At 74.8% G+C, this 17,685-nt stretch carries 14 protein-coding genes and 2 pseudogenes; 10 read left to right on the forward strand and 6 right to left on the reverse strand.

Features of this window, described 5'->3' with window-relative positions:
- The first annotated feature begins 496 nt into the window (after positions 1 to 496).
- From cobJ to cobC, 5 genes and pseudogenes are all read left to right on the forward strand, one after another.
- A complete protein-coding gene (cobJ, locus tag B124_RS07360) occupies positions 497 to 2,341 on the forward strand; it encodes a precorrin-3B C(17)-methyltransferase (RefSeq protein ID WP_496501860.1) in 1,845 nt (614 codons plus the stop codon).
- Positions 2,338 to 2,556: a 4Fe-4S binding protein gene (locus tag B124_RS07365; protein ID WP_496501861.1), complete on the forward strand. Its 219-nt coding sequence runs from the start codon at positions 2,338 to 2,340 to the stop codon at positions 2,554 to 2,556. The genes cobJ and B124_RS07365 overlap by 4 nt, the downstream gene beginning before the upstream one ends.
- Positions 2,553 to 3,116, forward strand: a pseudogene (locus tag B124_RS07370) (precorrin-8X methylmutase); the annotation flags it as partial. The gene B124_RS07365 and the pseudogene B124_RS07370, both read left to right, overlap by 4 nt.
- Before the next feature lie 518 nt (positions 3,117 to 3,634).
- A complete protein-coding gene (locus B124_RS07375) occupies positions 3,635 to 4,543 on the forward strand; it encodes a sirohydrochlorin chelatase (RefSeq protein WP_496501862.1) in 909 nt (302 codons plus the stop codon).
- Complete coding sequence (cobC, locus tag B124_RS07380) at positions 4,533 to 5,615, forward strand: Rv2231c family histidinol phosphate aminotransferase CobC (RefSeq protein WP_496501863.1); 1,083 nt, start codon at positions 4,533 to 4,535, stop codon at positions 5,613 to 5,615. The genes B124_RS07375 and cobC overlap by 11 nt, the downstream gene beginning before the upstream one ends.
- A 22-nt stretch (positions 5,616 to 5,637) precedes the next feature.
- Here cobC and B124_RS07385 read toward each other — a convergent pair whose 3' ends face one another.
- Complete coding sequence (locus tag B124_RS07385) at positions 5,638 to 6,309, reverse strand: hypothetical protein (protein ID WP_496501864.1); 672 nt, start codon at positions 6,307 to 6,309, stop codon at positions 5,638 to 5,640.
- Positions 6,310 to 6,448: 139 nt separating this feature from the next.
- Entirely contained in the window at positions 6,449 to 8,005 is a 1,557-nt protein-coding gene (locus tag B124_RS07390) for an aldehyde dehydrogenase (NADP(+)) (RefSeq protein WP_496501865.1), read from the reverse strand.
- A gap of 105 nt (positions 8,006 to 8,110) precedes the next feature.
- Between B124_RS07390 and B124_RS07395 the strand changes: the two genes are divergently transcribed.
- The 4 genes from B124_RS07395 to B124_RS07410 all read left to right on the forward strand — a co-directional run bounded on the left by B124_RS07395 (position 8,111) and on the right by B124_RS07410 (position 12,079).
- Complete coding sequence (locus B124_RS07395; protein WP_496501866.1) at positions 8,111 to 8,884, forward strand: IclR family transcriptional regulator; 774 nt, start codon at positions 8,111 to 8,113, stop codon at positions 8,882 to 8,884.
- A gap of 118 nt (positions 8,885 to 9,002) precedes the next feature.
- Positions 9,003 to 10,079 (forward strand): hypothetical protein, encoded by a 1,077-nt coding sequence (locus tag B124_RS07400; RefSeq protein WP_496501867.1) that lies wholly within the window; start codon positions 9,003 to 9,005, stop codon positions 10,077 to 10,079.
- 3 nt (positions 10,080 to 10,082) lie between these two features.
- Positions 10,083 to 11,345: a sensor histidine kinase gene (locus B124_RS07405; protein WP_496501868.1), complete on the forward strand. Its 1,263-nt coding sequence runs from the start codon at positions 10,083 to 10,085 to the stop codon at positions 11,343 to 11,345.
- Positions 11,346 to 11,437: 92 nt separating this feature from the next.
- The gene (locus B124_RS07410) at positions 11,438 to 12,079 is read left to right on the forward strand and encodes a response regulator transcription factor (protein ID WP_496502036.1); all 642 of its coding nucleotides are present in this window, start codon (positions 11,438 to 11,440) and stop codon (positions 12,077 to 12,079) included.
- Positions 12,080 to 12,132: 53 nt separating this feature from the next.
- On the opposite strand, the gene B124_RS07415 is transcribed toward B124_RS07410, so the two are convergent.
- From B124_RS07415 to B124_RS07430, 4 genes are all read right to left on the reverse strand, one after another.
- Positions 12,133 to 12,684 carry a S1 RNA-binding domain-containing protein gene (locus tag B124_RS07415; protein ID WP_496501869.1) on the reverse strand — a complete coding sequence of 184 codons (552 nt, stop codon included), beginning with the start codon at positions 12,682 to 12,684 and terminating at the stop codon, positions 12,133 to 12,135.
- Between the two features lie 109 nt (positions 12,685 to 12,793).
- Complete coding sequence (locus tag B124_RS07420) at positions 12,794 to 13,630, reverse strand: hypothetical protein (protein WP_496501870.1); 837 nt, start codon at positions 13,628 to 13,630, stop codon at positions 12,794 to 12,796.
- A gap of 133 nt (positions 13,631 to 13,763) precedes the next feature.
- Positions 13,764 to 15,212, reverse strand: coding sequence for an NCS2 family permease (locus B124_RS07425; RefSeq protein WP_496501871.1), 1,449 nt, complete (start codon positions 15,210 to 15,212; stop codon positions 13,764 to 13,766).
- 541 nt (positions 15,213 to 15,753) lie between these two features.
- Positions 15,754 to 17,085, reverse strand: a complete 1,332-nt coding sequence (locus tag B124_RS07430) for an ABC transporter substrate-binding protein (protein WP_496501872.1) — start codon at positions 17,083 to 17,085, stop codon at positions 15,754 to 15,756.
- A 183-nt stretch (positions 17,086 to 17,268) separates the two neighbouring features.
- Between B124_RS07430 and B124_RS07435 the strand changes: the two are divergent.
- A pseudogene (locus B124_RS07435) lies at positions 17,269 to 17,682 on the forward strand (RNA-guided endonuclease TnpB family protein); the annotation flags it as partial.
- Positions 17,683 to 17,685: the final 3 nt, after the last annotated feature.

The following is a 17,685-nucleotide window of genomic DNA, read 5'->3' on the forward strand; positions in this document are numbered from 1 at the left end:
CCTTCCCGAAACTCAGGGGCTCCGCCCCCGAGCCCCCCACGGGGCTGCACCCCGGACCCTCGCGGGGCTGCGCCCCGGACCCCCCGCGCGGCTGCGCCCCGCACCCCCTGCGTCTGCGCCCCGAGCCCCCTCGGGCTGCGCCCCGGACCCCCCGCGCGGCTGCGGCCCGGACCCCTGGAGGGCTCCCCCCACGGGGCTGCACCCCGGACCCTTGCGGGGCTGTGCCCCGGACCCCCTGCGTCTGCGCCCCGAGCCCCCTTGCGGGGGGGGCTGCCGGCCCGGACCTCCTGGGGCTGCCGCCCTGGGCCCCCGCGGGGCTCCGCCCCCAAGCCCCCTCGGGCTACGCCCCGGGCCCCCCGGCCCCCTGGGAGGCTGCGCTCCGGACCCCCCGCGGGGCCCTGCACCCGACCCCCCGCCGGGCCGCACCCCGCACCCCGACTTCCGAGGGAGACCCACCCATGACCACCCCGCCCCGGCCACCCCGCCGGACCGCCCCGTGATCGGCCTCGTCGCCGCCACCGCCGCCGGGTCCGCCGCCGCGCGGCGGCTGGCGGGCGCCTGGCCGGACCGGACCCGCCGCTATGACGAGGGCCCGGTCCGTACCGCCATCGAGCGCGCCTTCGCCGACTGCGACCAGCTCGTCTGCTTTCTCGCCACCGGCGCCACCGTCCGCCTCCTCGCCCCCCTGCTGCGCGACAAGGCCGCCGATCCCGGCGTGGTCTGCGTCGACGAGGCGGGCCGCTTCGCGGTCGCCCTGCTCGGCGGCCACGGCGGCGGCGCCAACGAACTCGCCGCCGAGGTCGCCGATCTGCTCGGCGACGGCTGCACGCCCGTCGTGACCACCGCCACCGACGCCGTCGGCATTCCCGGCCTCGACTCCCTCGGCTGGCCCGTCGAGGGCGCGGTCGCGGCGGTGACGCGGGCGGTGCTGGACGGCGCGCCGGTGGCGCTGCGGGCCGACGCGACGTGGCCGCTGCCCGCGCTCCCGCCACACGTCGGGGTGCGCGGCGTCGCGACGGATGTCCGGTTGTACGTCACCGACCGCATGCTGCCGCTCGCGGCCCGCGAGGCTGTCCTCCGCCCGCCGTCCCTCGTCGTCGGGGTGGGAGCCAGCCGCGGAGTCGGGGTGGCGGAGGTGCTGGGCCTCATCGAGGACGCCCTGGACGGCGCCGGGTTGAGCCCGCGCTCCGTGACCGCGCTCGCCACCGTTGATGCCAAGGCCGGCGAGCCGGGGCTGCGCGCCGCCGCCGAACGCCTCGGCGTGCCGCTGCGCACGTTCCCCGCCGCCGAGTTGGCCACCGTGGACGTCCCCACCCCCTCCGCCGCGCCCCTCGCCGCGGTCGGCACGCCCAGCGTCGCGGAGGCCGCCGCGCTGACTGCCGCCGGCGCGGGCGCGGAACTCCTCGTACGGAAACAGAAGTCCGCCCCCGCAAACGAACCCGCCGGCGAACCCGTCAGCGAACCCGTCAGCGAATCCGCCGACGGACCCGCAAGCGAGCCCGCGGACGGACCCATCACCGGACCCGCGCCCCAGCCCCCACCCCGTCCGTCCGGCACCCCCGCCCGCCGCCCCGCCATGGCCACCTGCGCCGTCGCCCGCCGCCGCCCCCGCGGGCGGCTCGCGGTCGTCGGTCTCGGCCCCGGCGCCCGCGACCTGCTGACCCCGCGCGCCCGTGCGGAGCTGCGCCGCGCGTCGGTGGTCGTCGGCCTCGACCAGTACGTCGCGCAGATCCGCGACCTGCTCCGCCCCGGCACCCGGGTCCTCGAATCCGGGCTCGGCGCCGAGGAGGAGCGCGCCCGCACCGCCGTGGCCGAGGCGCGCGCGGGGCACGCGGTGGCCCTGGTCGGCAGCGGCGACGCCGGGGTGTACGCGATGGCCTCGCCGGCGCTGGCGGAGGCGGGCGCGGACATCGACGTCGCCGGCGTGCCGGGCGTCACGGCGGCGCTGGCCGCCGCGGCGCTGCTGGGGGCGCCGCTGGGGCACGACCACGTCGCCCTCAGCCTCTCCGACCTGCACACGCCGTGGGCGGTCATCGAGCGCAGGGTGCGGGCCGCGGCGGAGGCGGACCTCGTGGTCACGTTCTACAACCCGCGCAGCCGTGCCCGTCACCGGCAGCTCCCGGAGGCGCTGGCGCTGCTGGCGAAGCACCGTGCGCCGACGACGCCGGTGGGTGTCGTACGGAACGCGTCCCGGCCGGACGAGAGCGTGCTGCTCACGTCGCTGGCGGAACTCGCCCCGGAGACGGTGGACATGATGACCGTGGTGACGGTCGGCAACTCGGCGACCCGCGAGGTCGCGGGCCGGATGGTCACCCCCCGCGGCTACCGGTGGCAGTCGTGAGCGCCCGTACGCACCCGGCCGGAAGGCCCGCCCCGCCCGCCGTCAACGACCGCTGCACCGGCTGCGGCGCCTGTCTGCTCACCTGCCCCGAGCACGCCCTCCGTCCGCGCGGCGGCGCCCTGTTCGTACGCGCCGACCTGTGCACCGGCTGTCTGGAGTGCGTGGAGGTCTGCCCGGCCGACGCCATCGACGAAGCCCCGGAGGAGCACTCGTGACGAGGACCGTCCACCCCATCGAGGAGGAGTCCTACCGCCGGCTGCGGTCGCGCGTCGACACCGCGCGGCTGCCGCCGCTGACCCGCGCGGTCGTCGAGCGCGTCATCCACTCCTCCGCCGACCTCGCCTACGCCGGCGACCTGGTGTGCGACGAGGCGTCCCTGCGCGCCGCCCACGCCGCGCTGCACGCGGGCGCGCCCGTCGTCGCCGACGTCGAGATGGTCGCGGCGGGCGTCACCGCCCGCCGGGCGGTCTGCCGGCTGCGCGACGCGGTGGCCGTGCCGGGGCTGACCCGTTCGGCCGCCGCGGTGCGGCTGGCGTACGAGGAGGTGGGCGACGGCGCCGTGTGGGTGGTCGGCTGCGCGCCGACGGCGCTGACGGAGCTGATCGCGCTGGGCGCGGCACCGGCGCTGGTGGTCGGGCTGCCGGTGGGGTTCGTGGGGGCGGTGGAGAGCAAGGCGGCGCTACGGGCCTCGGGGCTGCCGGCGGTCAGCAACGTCTCGGAGAAGGGCGGTTCTGCGGTGGCGGCGGCAGCGGTGAACGCCCTGCTGTACGCCCCGGCCCCGGTGACGGTGGCGGTGCCCGGTGGCCGCCCCGCCTCCGGGAGCCGCCCCGGCGGGGCGGAGTCCGGTGACGCCGGACCCGAGGACCCGCCCGCCCCGGCCTCCGGCCCTGGGCGACGGCCCCCCGCGCCGGACTCCGCGAGCCCCGGCACCGCGAGCCCCGGCACCGCGAGCCCCGGCGCCACGAGCCCCGGCGCCACGAGCCCCGGCACCGCGAGCCCCGGCGCCACGGGCCTCGTCGCGCCCACCGGCCCCCTTGGCCCGGTCAGCCCTGTCGAACCCGTCGAACCCGTCGACCCCACTGGCCCCATAGGCCCCCTCGGCCCTGTCGAACCCGTCGGCCCCGTCGGCCCTGTCGGATCCGTAGGCCCCGTCGGCCCCGGCCGCGCCACCGGCCCTGTCGGACCCACCGGGTCCACCGGACCCACCCCCCAAGGGGCGTAGCCCACCGCCGCCCGCCTCCCCCGCACCACCCCGCCCGGCCCCGCCGGGTCCGTACCACCGAGGAGACCCACGTGACCAGACCCGCCCTGCTCATCGCCGGTCACGGCACCCGCGACGCCGCCGGTGCCGAGGCGTTCCGCGCGTTCGTGCGCGTGCTCGCCGACCGCAGCCCCGGGCTGCCCGTCGCCGGGGGCTTCATCGAGCTGTCCCCGCCGCCGCTGGGCGAGGCCGTCGCCCAGCTCGTGGACCGCGGCGTGCGGCACTTCGCCGCCGTGCCGCTCATGCTCGTCTCCGCGGGGCACGCCAAGGGCGACATCCCCGCCGCGCTGGCCCGCGAGAAGGAGCGCCACCCCGGCCTCTCGTACGCCTACGGCCGCCCCCTCGGCCCGCACCCGAAGCTGCAGTCCGTGCTGGCGCGCCGCGTCGACGAGGCACTGGGCGGAGCCCCCGGCGCCGACCGGGCCCGTACCACCATCCTCCTCGTCGGCCGCGGCTCCACCGACCCCGACGCCAACGCCGAGGTGCACAAGGCCGCCCGGCTGCTCTGGGAGGGCCGCGGCTACGCGGGCGTGGAGACGGCGTTCGTGTCGCTCGCCGCGCCCGACGTGGCCACCGGTCTTGAGCGGTGCCGCCGGCTGGGGGCGGAACAGATCGTCGTGCTGCCCTACTTCCTCTTCCCCGGCGTCCTCCCCGACCGCGTCGCCGACCAGGCGCGGCGGTGGACGGCGGCGCACCCGGACGCCGACGTGCGCACCGCTGCCGTCATCGGCGCGGCCGAGGAGCTGGTGGAGCTGGTGATCGAGCGGTACGACGAGGCCGTCGCCGGCGACCTGCGCATGAACTGCGACACCTGCGTCTACCGCATCGCCCTCCCCGGCTTCGAGGCGAAGGCCGGCGCCCCGCAGCGGCCCCACTTCCACCCCGGCGAAGAGGGCGCGGACCACGGCCACCACCACGGCGGCCACGCCCATGCGCACTGAACCCGACGCACCCGCCCGCCACGACCTCCGCCACCACGGCGACGCCGAACTCCGCGACGCCGCCCCCGGCCTCACCGACCTCGCCGTCAACGTCCGCGCCGGCACGCCCCCCGCCTGGCTCAAGGCCCGCCTCGCCGCCTCCCTCGACCGGCTCGCCGCCTACCCCGACGGCCGCGAAGCGCGCGCCGCCGTCGCCGCCCGGCACGGCGTGCCGGCCGGCCGGGTGCTGCTCACCGCCGGCGCGGCCGAGGCGTTCGTGCTGCTGGCGCGGGCGCTGCGGCCGGCGGTGCGCCGGGCGGTGGTCGTCCACCCGCAGTTCACGGAGCCGGAGGCGGCGCTGCGGGACGCGGGGCACCGGGTGGAGCGGGTGCTGCTGCGCGCCGCGGACGGCTTCCGGCTGCCCCCGCGGGCCGTGCCGGAGGACGCCGACCTCGTCGTCGTCGGCAACCCCACCAACCCGACGTCCGTCCTCCACCCCGCCGCGGCCGTCGCCGCGCTGGCCCGCCCCGGGCGCACGCTCGTCGTGGACGAGGCGTTCATGGACGCGGTGCCGGGCGAGCGTGCGTCGCTGGCGGGGCGCACGGACATACCCGGGCTGGTCGTCCTGCGCAGTCTCACCAAGACCTGGGGGCTGGCCGGGCTGCGCATCGGCTACGTCCTCGGCGACCCCGGCACCGTCGCCGCGCTGGCGCGGGCGCAGCCGCTGTGGCCGGTGTCGACGCCGGCGCTGGCGGCGGCCGAGGCGGTGTGCGCGCCGGGGGCGCTCGCGGAGGCGGAGACGGCGGCGCGGGCGGTCGCCGCCGACCGGGCGTATCTGCTGGGCAGGCTCGGGGAGTTCGCGGAAGTCACGACCGCGGGGACGGCCGAGGCGCCGTTCGTGCTGATTCATGTGCGGGGCGCGGACGGCTCCGCCGCAGGTCTCGTCGTACGCGAACGGCTGCGCCGCCTCGGCTTCGCCGTCCGCCGCGGCGACACGTTCCCCGGCCTCGGCCCCGGCTGGCTGCGGCTCGCGGTGCGGGACCGGCGGACAACGGACCGGTTCGCCGCCGCGCTGGCCCGGGCGCTGGGATGACGCGCGGGCCGGGCCGGTGCGGTCACGGCAGCCGGAGGACGACCGCACCGCGGTCCGGATCTGCGCGCGTCCAGCCGGCGGCCCGCCCGCCGTACGGACGGCCCGGCTCCGCGTCGCCGCCGCCGAACCGCTGCCGGGCACCGGGCGGCACGGTGACGGGGACCTCGACGCCGGCCGGCGCGCGCACCGTCACGGTGCGGCCGACGCGGTAGGCGGTGACGTCTCCGCCGCGTACCGCGTCCGCCCACGCGGCGCGGCGCCGCAGGTCGCGGGCGATGGCGCGGAGGCGGGGGTGGTCGAGCGGGGCGGCGGCGGTGAACAGGCGGCGGTAGTCCGCGAGTACGCGGTCGAGGAGGGGGTACGCGAGGCGGTCCTCGGCCAGGTGCGACTGGTGGAGGCAGTGCGGGCGGGGGTCGGCGGCGGCGTACTCGCCGACGAGCGCGCCGCGTGCGCGCGGCCTGCCGGGCACGGCGGCGTCCACGTACGGCGTGGAGTCCGGGCCCGGCCGGACGAGATGGCCGTACGTCCCGGCCGCCGCCGGACCGGGGTCCGCGACCGGTGCGCCGCCGTCGTCGACGACGAGGACGGCGAGGTCGACGCGCGGGGTGCCCTCGGTGCGGGCGTTCGGGACGGCGGTGAACGACAGCGCGGCGGTGATCGCGCACGCCGCGGCCAGGCGTCGGGACCGGACCATGGTGCTCCTCCCCGGGAGCCCTGCCGGGCTCTCCCGGGGAGACATCCTGCGGGACGGGGAGCGGGGTGTGCCCGGTCCCGTCGCCCGTACGGGCGACGAGTGCGGGCGGCGTTCGAAGCGCCGCCGCCCGCCCGGTGCGTCAGCGCTCCCGGACGCCGTCCACCGTGCGGGGCACGCCCGCGGGGTTGTCGTCGCACAGTTCTGCGGGCAGCAGCGCCTGGGGCGCGTTCTGGTACGTGACCGGGCGCAGCCAGCGCTCGATCGCCGTGCCGCCGACGGACGTCGAAGTCGACGTAGTCGCCGGGTACGGGCCGCCGTGGTGCTGCGCGGGGGCGACGGCGACGCCCGTGGGCCAGCCGTCGACGAGGATCCGCCCGGCGAGCGGCGTCAGTTCGGCGAGCAGCCGCGCCGCACCGTCACCCCCGGCCGCCTCCGCCGCGCTCAGGTGCGCGGTCGCCGTGAGGCTGCCCGGCATCCGGGAGAGCACCGCGGAGACCTGCGCCACGTCCCCGTACCGTACGAGGACGGTCACGGGCCCGAAGCACTCCTCTGTCAGCAGGTCGTACTCCCCGCCGCCCGCGAGGCGTTCGGCGTCGACCATCAGGAAGCCGCCGCTGACGGTGTGCTCCCCGTTGGCGCCCGGCGTCACCGGGGACTGCACGCCGGGCAGCCCTGCCCGCTCGCGTACGCCCGCGACGAACGCCTCCCGCATCCGCGGGTCGAGCATCACGCCCGGCTCCGTGTCGCTGACCGCCGCCGTGAGCGACGTGACGAGCCGGTCGCCGGCCTCGCCCGCCGGCACCAGCACCAGCCCCGGCTTGGTGCAGAACTGCCCGACGCCCAGCGTCATCGACCCCGCGAGCCCGGCGCCGATCTCCTCGGCCCGCTCCGCAGCCGCCGCCGCGCTGACGACGACGGGGTTGAGGCTGCCCAGCTCGCCGTGGAACGGGATGGGCCGGGGCCGGGCCGCCGCGGCGTCGAACAGGGCCCGCCCGCCGCGCACCGAGCCGGTGAACCCGGCGGCGGCGACGACCGGGTGGCGGACCAGCTCCACGCCCGCGTCGAAGCCGTGCACGACGGAGACGACCTCCTGCGGCAGCCCCGCTTCCTCGGCCGCCCGGTGCAGCAGGGCAGCGGACAGCTCGGAGGTGCCGGGGTGGTCGGGGTGGGCCTTGACCACGACAGGGCAGCCGGCGGCGAGCGCGCTGGCGGTGTCGCCGCCGGGGACGGAGAAGGCGAGCGGGAAGTTCGAGGCGGAGTAGACGGCGACGACGCCGAGCGGCACCTTCCAGCGGCGCAGGTCGGGCCGCGGCGGGGCGAGGGCGGTGTCGGCGTGGTCGATGCGCACGTCGAGGAAGTCGCCGGCCTCGGCGATGTCGGCGAAGGCGCGCAACTGGTACGTCGTGCGGGTGAGTTCGCCGCTGAGCCGGCCGGGGCCGAGGGCGGTCTCGGCGTCGGCGCACTCGACGACCTTGCCGACGTGCTGGTCGAAGAGATCGGCTGCGGCCCGCAACAACCGGGCGCGCTGCGCGCGTTCGGCGAGGGCCGGGGCGGCGGCGTGCGCGGCGCGTACGGTCGAGTCGACCTCCTCGGCGGTCGCCTCGGTGGCGACCTGCTCCCGGCCGTTACCGGTGCGGGGATCGACGCTCCAGACTAGTGCGGACAACTGAGATGTCTCCGTTCCTCTTGCACTCATGGCAGACGGTGACCGACGATACCCGTGGTTCGGCATTCTGAACGCCGTCTCTATACATGAATCTTCTGGGACTTTTATCGCTGCTGCGCAGAGAGGTCAAGCGCCATGGGGGTCGCCGACGCCGGTGGGGGCGGACAGGTCAAGTCTGCCGTCCGCACCGTGGAACTGCTTGAGTATTTCGCGGCCAGGCCCGGAATGCACAGCCTCGGTGATGTCCAGCAAGCCGTCGGCTACCCCAAGTCCAGCCTCTATATGCTCCTTCGCACGCTCACGGAGCTGCGCTGGGTGGAGACCGACGCGACCGGCACCCGGTACGGGATCGGCGTGCGGGCGCTGCTCGTCGGCACGTCGTACATCGACGGCGACGAGGTCGTCGCCGCCGCCCGCCCCACCCTCGACCGGCTCGCGGACGACACCACCGAGACCATCCACCTGGCGCGGCTGGACGGCGTGAACATCGTCTACCTCGCCACCCGCCAGTCCCAGCACTACCTGCGGCCGTTCACCCGCGTCGGCCGCCGGCTCCCGGCGCACGCGACGGCACTGGGCAAGGCGCTGCTCGCGACGTACCCCGACGAGGAGATCCGCAAGCTGCTGCCGGAGTCGCTGACGCCGCTGACCGAGCACACGGTCACGGACCGGGAGCGGCTGATCGAGGAGCTGCACGCGGTACGGGAGCGCGGATACGCCCTGGACCGCGAGGAGTCGACGCTGGGGCTGCGCTGCCTGGGGGTCGCGATCCCGTACCGGACACCGGCACGGGACGCGATCAGCTGCTCGGTGCCGGTGGCCCGGCTGACACCGGCACACGAGCAGGGCATCCGGGAAGCCCTGCTCGACGCCCGCGACCGCCTGACCCTGGCGACGCGCCACCTCTGAGCCGGCCCGCCGCTCCGGGGCGTACGACCGGGCGGCGGGGCCGTCTCCGCCGCGCGGCGGAGGCGGATCGTCGGCGCGGGCGACGTACGGGACGGGGGCCGGACGGGAACGTGAGGGCATGGACGTCACCGACCCGCACCCCTCTCGCACCGCCCGCACGCTGCGCCTCGTCGCCGCCGTCGCCTGCCTGCCGTACCTGTCGCTGAAGACCGCCTGGATCGCCGGCGGCACCGTCGGCATCCCGGCCGGGAGCGAGCTGCTGGAGAAGCGCGGCACCATGGCCGCCGTCAACTCCCTCACGGTCCTCATGGACGCGGCCGTCATCGTGCTGGCCTTCGCGCTGACGCGGCCGTGGGGCCGCCGGATCCCGGCGTGGCTGGTCGCGCTGCCGCTGTGGGTCGCCACCGGGCTGCTCACACCGATCGTGGTGGGCTTCCCGCTGCAGGCGGTGATCGGCCTCTTCGGCGGCGGTGGCGCCGGGGCGGACGACGGTGAGCCGTTCCTGGACGAGTGGGTGTTCACCGTCGTGTACACCGGCTTCGGCGTGCAGGCGCTGGCGCTCGGCTGGCTGTTCGCGCTGTACGTACGCGACCGCTGGGGCCACCTGCTCCGCGGCCGGCTCGGCGATCTGCCCCCGTCCCCGACCGCACCGGCGCAGCGCGTGCTCGCGGTGCTTGCCGCAGTGGTCGCGCTGGCGGTCGCGGGACTGCACCTGAGCTGGGCGCTGGGTTCGACGGCGGGCCTGTCCGGCCACCTGATCGGGCAGCGCTCCGCCAACCTCCGCGTGAACGAGGCGATCCAGGTCGCCTTCGCGCTGGCCGCCGCGGCGGGCGTCGTCCTCCTCGCCCACCGCCCCCGCCCGCGCGCCCGCCTGGCGACGACCGTGGCGCTGGGCTGGACCGGCGGTGCGGCACTGGCGGCGTGGAGCGGCTGGATGCTGCTCGCGTCGCTGGTCACGGAGAACCCGGTACGGGGCGACAGGCAACCGACCCAGCCGATGAACCTCGCCTACGCTGGCGGCGTGATCACCGGCCTGCTGGTCCTCGCGGTGGGAGCCACCCTGCTCGCGGAGCGCGCGGCGGGCAAGGGGATGGCCGGGTCAGGGGCTTCCGCGGGGCCAACCGCGTCCGCGCGGGCCACGAGCCCCGCCCAGCCCCCGGCGCCCGCGCGCTCACCGCTGCTCCGGCGGGGCTGATCCGTGTCGGCGGGTGTCGTGCGGCTTCGCTGGGCCCATCTGCTGCTCGGCGGGGCGCTGCTCATGCCGTACTTCCTGCTGGTCAGCGTGGCGCTCCAGGTCGCGGACCACGACGTCGACACGTTCCGCAGCCTGGGCTGGCAAGTCGTGGCGTATCTGCTGGCCCTGCCCCTGGTGGCGGCGACGCCGCTGGCGTTCCCGATGGTGCGGGCGCTGGAGACCTCGGCCGCGCAGGCGCTGTGCCGGGTGCCCGGCGGGCTGCCGCCCGCCGGGCGGGACCGGTCGTGGGCAGCGCGGCGGCGGACAGCGGAGTGGTTCACGCTGCACGTGGGGCTGGGGGCGCTGGTCAGCGGGGCGACGCTGGCGGTGCCGCCGATGGCGGTGGTGCTGCTCGCGACGCCTTTCTGGAGCGCGTTGCGCGAGCGGGACTGGGGGCTGCTCGCGGTGCCCGCGTGGCTCGCCCCGCCGCTCGGCCTCGCGCTGCTGGCCGCGCTCACCGCCGCCGCAGCCGCCGCCGGCCTGCTGCTCGCCCGCGCCGCCCCCGCGCTCGTCGGCCCCACCCCGGCCGACCGGCTCNCCGCCGCCGAGGAGCGCGCCGCCGACCTGGCCCGCCGCAACCGCCTGGCGCGGGAGCTGCACGACTCGGTCGGGCACGCGCTGAGCGCGGTCACGCTGCAGGCGAGCGCGGCGCGGCGGGTCTTCGACCGGGACCCGGAGTTCGTACGGGAGGCGCTGGCGGCGATCGAGGGCACGACCCGCTCGGCGGTCGCGGAACTGGACACGGTGCTGGGGCTGCTGCGGCAGGAGGACGCCGCCGCCGGTCCAGACCCCGGCCCCGGTCCAGACCCCGGCCCCGGCCCGGGCCCCGGCCACGCGCCTGCGCCGGACCTGGCCCGCGATCTCGACGCGTTGCTGGCGCGCACCCGGGCGGCGGGGGCGACGGTGCGGGTGGACGTGCTCGCGGATACGGCGGCGCTGCCGGGACCGGTATCGCGGGAGGCGTACCGGATCGTGCAGGAGGGGCTGGGGAACGTCCTGCGGCACGCGGGCCCGGTGCCGGTACGGCTGCGGATCACGGTGGCGGACGGAGAGTTGGGGATCGTGCTGGAGAACGACGTACCGGAGACGGCGCACGGGGCGGCACCCGCCGCCCGCGGCGGCCGGGGGCTGCGCGGGATCGCCGAACGCGCGCGGCTGCTCGGCGGCGCCGCGGAGGCGGGCCCGTACGAGCAGGGCTGGCGGCTGACGGCGAGGCTCCCGCTGTGAACGAGCCGCGCGAGAACGCCGAAGAGCCGCCGCGACCGCCGCAGTGCGGGGCCGGTGAGCGGCACACCGCCGCGCAGCCGGAGGCGCGGCCGCTGCGCATCGTCGTCGCGGACGACGAGCGCATGGTGCGTACCGCGCTCCGCGCCATCCTCTCCGCCGAGGACGACCTGGCCGTCGTCGGCGAAGCCGCCACCGGCGCCGAGGCGGTGTCCGTCGTACGCCGCCTGGAGCCCGACGTCGTGCTGATGGACGTACGCATGCCGGAGATCGACGGCATCCGCGCCACCGCGCAGCTCCTCCGCACGATGCCCGTCCCGCCCCGCATCATCGTCGTCACGACCTTCGAGAACGACTCGTACGTCTACGACGCGCTCCGTGCCGGCGCTGCCGGCTTCCTCCTCAAGCGCGCGGGCGCCGCCGACCTGGTCCAGGCCGTACGCCTCGTGGCCCGCACCGACTCCCTCCTCTACCCCGCCGCCGTACGCGCCCTGGCCGCCGCACACGCCGGATCCCACGGCACCACCGCGCTGCGCGCCCGGCTCACCGACCGCGAGGCCGACGTGCTGCGGCTGATGGCGCGGGGACTGACGAACGCGGAGATCGCCGCGCGGCTGGACATCGGCGCGGCGACGGTGAAGTCGCATGTCGCCGCGCTGCTCGCGAAGTTGGGTGTCCGGGACCGTACGCAGGCGGTGATCGCCGCGTACGAGTCGGGCTTCGTCACCCCGGGCTGAGTGCGCCGGGCCTCAGACGCGGACCACGATCTTCCCCCGCGTGTGCCCGCGCTCTAGGCGACGCCTTCAGCAGCCAGGACGACACGGGTCCGATCCAGGTCGACGGCGACTATCCGCACCGATACGTCCTGTCCCTCGCGGACACTCATCGCCAGGTCCGCGGCCGGCTCGGTGAGCGGAACGAGCCCTTCGACGCAGTCGGCAATGCGCACGAAGAAGCCGATCGGCGCGATCTTCGTGACACGCCCGGTGACAACCTGCCCGACACGCGCCACGAACCGAGGGAGCAGGTCCTCGTGCTCGGCCCATTCCCGGAGAGTGACGCCCACCTGGTGATTGCGCTCGGCATGCCAGACCACCTCACCGGTGACGACCTGTCCCACGGTCGGCAGTTCCATGCACCTGGGCATCCTGTCGACTCGGGCCAGGCCGACGGCTTCCGGGTGGCCGTCGAGGAAGAGGAAGGCACCGAAGGGCTGCCTACCGGTGACCTCACCGGCGATCGGGGTACCGACAGGCAGGGAGCGAACCGTCTCAAGCCACTCCGCGGCGGAACCCGCTGCGTGGAAAGGGCCGTTGTCGGCAGGCCAGGAGTACTCGCTCATGCACCGATCATGGCACGCAAGCCGCCTGCCGAACGCGTGCCATGGCGCTGCTCATGCTCGACCGCACAGCCGGAATCGCCGAACTGCTGCCGCAACGCCCGGAGGCGGGCTAGAGGGCTGACGGCTGGGGCAGGACGGCGGCGAAGAGGGTGAGCCGGGTGTCGTGGTCCGTGGTGACGCCGGTCGCGACGAAGCGGTTGCCCCGTTGCCATACGTCCAGGGACTCCCGGGAGGGGATGTCGAGTCCGTCCAGGACGGGTGTCACGGTGTCCTCCCCTTCGGGGCGGTGTACCAGGGGCGGTCCCCAGACGGCTGCGAGTTCGGCGCGCAGGTCCTGCTGGAGATCGGCGAAGTCTTCCCGCAGGTACTCCCTCTCCCGCAGCGAGGCGGGTTGCTCACGGCTCTCCCACAGGGTGGCCACGACGGGGGCGGCCGTGGCAGGGGACCGATCGCAGAGCTGCCTGACGAAGAGCGGCCACAGCGTCTGGTCGGCGGGCGCCGAATCGGTCCACCGCCGGGCGACGGCGACACAGAGCTCGAACGGGTGCTCCCTCTCGGTCTTCTGGAGGCCGAGGAGCACGACCCGGTCCCCGTGGGCCCAGGCGTATACGGGCCACGCCTGGAGGTATTCCAGCAGCGCGGCGGAGAAGTCGACGGAGTCCGTGTCGGATGCGCAGCGGGTGCCCCAGCGCTCGTCCAGCACCGCGGCCAAGTCGTCCCTCTCGGCCCGGAAAAGCTGTTCTATGGGGGCCTGGTACGCGTCGGAGGGGTTGTCGTCGAAGGGTTCGCTGACGCGCATGAAGACCTGGATGCACCCCGGCGTGGCCTCGTACACCTCGAACTCCGCCTGGTAGCCGTCGGGAAACGGCATGGCCAGCAGCCCTTCGATGTATGAGGGCCAGGCGGAGGAATCCTCCGGAGGGGGTGGGACAACGATCTCGTTCATGACCTTCAGCATCTCCAGCAGAGGCGGTGAGGCGGGCGCAGCGTACGTGGAGGCGGCCCGGCCCGAAGTCCGGGACGAACTCGCTCAGTTCGACGCTCTCCATGCCCACGGACGCTACGGGACAGGTGTGACATCACACCCCGAGCAGGTCCTCGATCGGATCGATCGCGAAGTAGACCACGAACAGCACCGACACCGCCCACATCAGCGGGTGCACCTTCCGGGCGCGGCCCATGACCGTCTGGAGGAGCACGTAGGCGATGAAGCCGGCGCCCAGGCCGTTGGTGATGGAATACGTGAAGGGCATCACGGCGATCGTGAGGAACGCGGGAACGGCGATCTCGTAGCGGGTCCAGTCCACGTGCCGTACCTGCGTCATCAGCAGGAAGCCGACCGCGATGAGCGCGGGGGCGGCGGCCTGGGAGGGGACGACCAGGGCGAGCGGGGTGAAGAGGAGGGCCAGGGCGAAGAGGCCGCCGGTGACGAGGTTGGCCAGGCCGGTGCGGGCGCCTTCGCCGACGCCGGCGGCGGATTCGATGTAGCTGGTGTTGGAGGAGCCGGAGGCGGCGCCGCCGCCGATGGTGGCGAGGCCGTCCACGAACAGGAGGCGGCCCAGGCGGGGGACGCGGCCACGCTCGTCGAGGAGGCCGGCCTCGCTGGTGACGCCGACGGCGGTGCCCATGGTGTCGAAGAAGTCGGTCAGGAACAGCGTGAAGACGAGCAGCACCACGGTCACCGCGCTGACCTCGTCGAACGCCCCGAAGAAGCTGAACTCCCCGAGCAGCCCGAAGTCCGGCTTCTCGACCACGTCGGAGGGCCAGTCCGGGACGGTCAGGCCCCACGCCTCGTCGGCGACGTCGGCGACGGAGTTGATGGCGATGGCGACGACGGTCATCGCCAGGATGCTGATGAGGATGGCGCCCTTCACGCCCCGCGCGAGCAGCGACACCGTGAGCAGCACGCCGGCGCAGAACACGACGACCGGCCAGCCGCTCAGCGTCCCGGAGGCGCCGAGCTGCAGCGGGACGGTGGTGTCGGCGATGTCCGGGATACGGGTGGCGAAGCCGGCGTCGACGAAGCCGATGAGCGCGATGAACATGCCGATGCCCACGCTGATCGCCACCTTCAGCGGCTGCGGGATCGCGTTCATGACGGCCTCGCGCACACCGGTGGCGGCGAGCAGACAGACGATGATGCCCTCCAGCACGATGAGCCCCATCGCGTCGGGCCAGGTCATCAGCGGAGCGATCTGGTACGCGACGACGGCGTTGATCCCGAGCCCGGCGGCCAGCGCGAGCGGGAGGTTGGCGGTCACGCCCATGAGCACGGTCATCACGGCGGCGACGAGCGCGGTGACGGTGACGAGCTGACCGAAGTCGAGCTGGTTGCCGTACTTGTCCTCGGCGCCGCTGAGGATGATCGGGTTGAGCACGAGTATGTACGCCATCGTGAAAAACGTGGCGAGTCCACCGCGTATCTCCCGTCCGACGGTGGACCCGCGCTCACGTATGCGGAAGAAACTCTCCAGGCCCCCGGAACCCGGCGCTGGCGAAGGGGACTTGTCGGCAATCTGGTCGGACACGGGAGTGCTCCTGAGCGGCGACGGGGACGGTTGCCGTGGACACGGCAGATGGCATTGTGCCTGCTGAGCAGCCTGATCAGGTTGAGCTTGTGTTACACCTCAGCGGCGGAGCCGTACAGGTGCCCGTCGCGCCCACGGACCGTTCCGCCGCGTACGCGACCGGTTCAGCCGATCCGGCCCGCGCCCGCGCGCGGGACCACCACGCCCGGCACCGCCCGCGGGTGGTCGACCCGGGTGCGCAACCGGGGGTCCAGCCGGCGTCGCGCTGGAGCGCGGTGTCCGGGTTGGCCGCGTTGTGGGCCGCGATCAGGTCGGTCCCGGTGCCGTTGACGAGGTTGCTCTCGCCGTCGTGCTGCTGGTACAGCTCGCGTACGAGCGATGGAATCGGCGGAATCGGCGGAATCGGCGGAATCGGCGGAATCGGCGGAAAGCGATGGAACCCGGTGGGAGGGGCCGGCAGCGGTACGCGACGCGGCGAAGGTACGCAGCGCGACGGTACGCAGCCGCCGCCGGCCCCGGCTCGGCAAGGTCCGGCGGCGCGCTACTGCTGCTGCTCCTGCCACTCCGCCTGGGCCTCGTTCAACTGCTCCGCCATCTGGTCCAGGAAGTCCTTCGCGCTCATCTCGCCGAGGAGCACCTTCTGGAACGCCGGCTCGTTGTCCGTCTTGCTGATGTTGTTCCAGTCCGGCAGGTAGTACGGCAGTTGCACGATCTGAGTGCTGCCGTCCGTCAGGGACTCGAAGGCGCCGTTGTCCCGCGCCGACTCCTTGATCCAGGGGTCCTGGGCCGCCTCCGTGTTGGCGGGGATCTGCGCCGCCGCCTCGTTCCACGCGCTGTTGGACTCGTGCGCTGCGGCGAACTCGATGAACTTCCAGGCCGCGGCCTTGTTGTCGCTCGACTTGAACAGCCCGAGGCCGTCCACCGGGTTGGAGACCTGCACCCGCTTCCCGCCGGGACCGGCCGGCTGCGGCAGGCCCGCGAAGGTGCCCTCGCCCAGGGCCTTCAGATGGTCCTGGTACGAGCCGAGGTTGTGGCTCAGCATCCCGATGTCGCCGTTGTCGAACTGCGCGACCATCTTCACGAAGTCGTTGTTCACGTCCGCCTCGGGCGTGACGTTCTTGTAGAGCCCCGTGTACTTCTCCAGCGCCGCGACGTTCTCCGGCGCGTTGAGGGTCGTCTTGCCGCCGTCCCAGAACTCGGTGATGCCCGACTGCCCGTACATCACGTCCAGCGCCTGGGCGATGGAGCCCTCGCCGCCGCGGATGGTGTAGCCGAAGGCGTTGTTCTCCTTGTCGGTCAGCTTCTCCGCGGCGTCGTAGAAGGCGTCCCAGGTGGCCGGGGCGTCGAGCCCGGCCTCTTCGAAGAGGTCCGTGCGGTACCACAGCGTGCCATTGTTGGCGGAGGTCGGCACGGAGTACATCTCCTCGCCGCGCCCGCCCGCGGCCTGGACGCTCTCGGTCATGCTCTCGGCCAGCACGCCCTTCAGCGCGCCGTCCTCGATCCGCCCGCCCACGGGCTCCAGCGCGTCCTGCGCGACCATGTTCGCGAGGTACGCGGTGCCGACGCCGCCGACATCCGGCAGGCCGCCGCCCGCGATGGCGGTGTCGTACTTGGACTGCACGTCGGTGATCGGGATCGGCACGTACTCGACGTCGATGTCCGGGTGCGCGTCCTCGAAGTCGGCGATGATCTCCTTCCACACCGGCGTGCGCACGCCGCCGTTGTTGTCCCAGAAGGTGATCTTGCCGGCGCCTTCGCCCTCGCTGCCGCCGCCGGTGCTGCCGTCGTCGCCGCACGCGGCTGCGGTGAGGGTGAGCGCGCCCGCCAGGCAGAGGGCGGCGGCTGTTCGCAGTGGTGTGATGGTCTTGGTCATCAGATCTCCCTTCGTGGGTACCCCCGGCTTCAGCCGGGGGAGGAAACGAAACTCCCGCTTGAGCGGGGCAGGGAAGGCCGCATCGTCGTCAGGGCGCTTCGGCGTCCACCAAACCTGCTGGTGAGGGACACCGCAAAGATCATTCGGGGTCAACTGTCAGTCCTCCCAGGTAGGTTCTGATGCATGACGACAGAGGTGGCGGCGGAGGCGGCCGGGCATGCCCGGTACACGTTTCGTCTCCGCTTGTCGTCCACGGCGCGTGTGGCTCTTGAGGCCGAGTGGGGCCGGGTGCGCTGGACGTGGAACGAGTGCGTCGCGAAGTCCCGGCAGATGCACCAGCACAACCGGGCGACGGGCGAGCAGGCAACGTGTGGGCCGGTGCAGCTTGCGGCGATGCTGACCGGGGCCCGTGCGCGTACCCCGTGGTTGCGCCAGGGGGCCTGTGTTCCGCAGCAGCAGGTGATCCGCGACTTCGCCAAGTCCCGGGCCAAGGCGATCAGGGACATCAAGGCCGGGTTGCCGGTGCAGCAGCGGGCGGGGATGCCGACGTACAAGCAGAAGCGCGAGGCACGGCCCTCTCTTGAGTACACTCGGCGGCCC

It is taken from the genome of Streptomyces sp. CNP082 (assembly GCF_059570535.1).

Bases quoted from the DNA above. Each gene is read 5' to 3' on its own strand.
- cobC (WP_496501863.1), top strand. From the start codon at position 4,533: ATGCGCACTGAACCCGACGCACCCGCCCGCCACGACCTCCGCCACCAC.
- B124_RS07385 (WP_496501864.1), bottom strand. From the start codon at position 6,309: ATGGTCCGGTCCCGACGCCTGGCCGCGGCGTGCGCGATCACCGCCGCG.
- B124_RS07390 (WP_496501865.1), bottom strand. From the start codon at position 8,005: ATGAGTGCAAGAGGAACGGAGACATCTCAGTTGTCCGCACTAGTCTGG.
- B124_RS07395 (WP_496501866.1), top strand. From the start codon at position 8,111: ATGGGGGTCGCCGACGCCGGTGGGGGCGGACAGGTCAAGTCTGCCGTC.
- B124_RS07400 (WP_496501867.1), top strand. From the start codon at position 9,003: ATGGACGTCACCGACCCGCACCCCTCTCGCACCGCCCGCACGCTGCGC.
- B124_RS07415 (WP_496501869.1), bottom strand. From the start codon at position 12,684: ATGAGCGAGTACTCCTGGCCTGCCGACAACGGCCCTTTCCACGCAGCG.
- B124_RS07420 (WP_496501870.1), bottom strand. From the start codon at position 13,630: ATGAACGAGATCGTTGTCCCACCCCCTCCGGAGGATTCCTCCGCCTGG.
- B124_RS07430 (WP_496501872.1), bottom strand. From the start codon at position 17,085: ATGACCAAGACCATCACACCACTGCGAACAGCCGCCGCCCTCTGCCTG.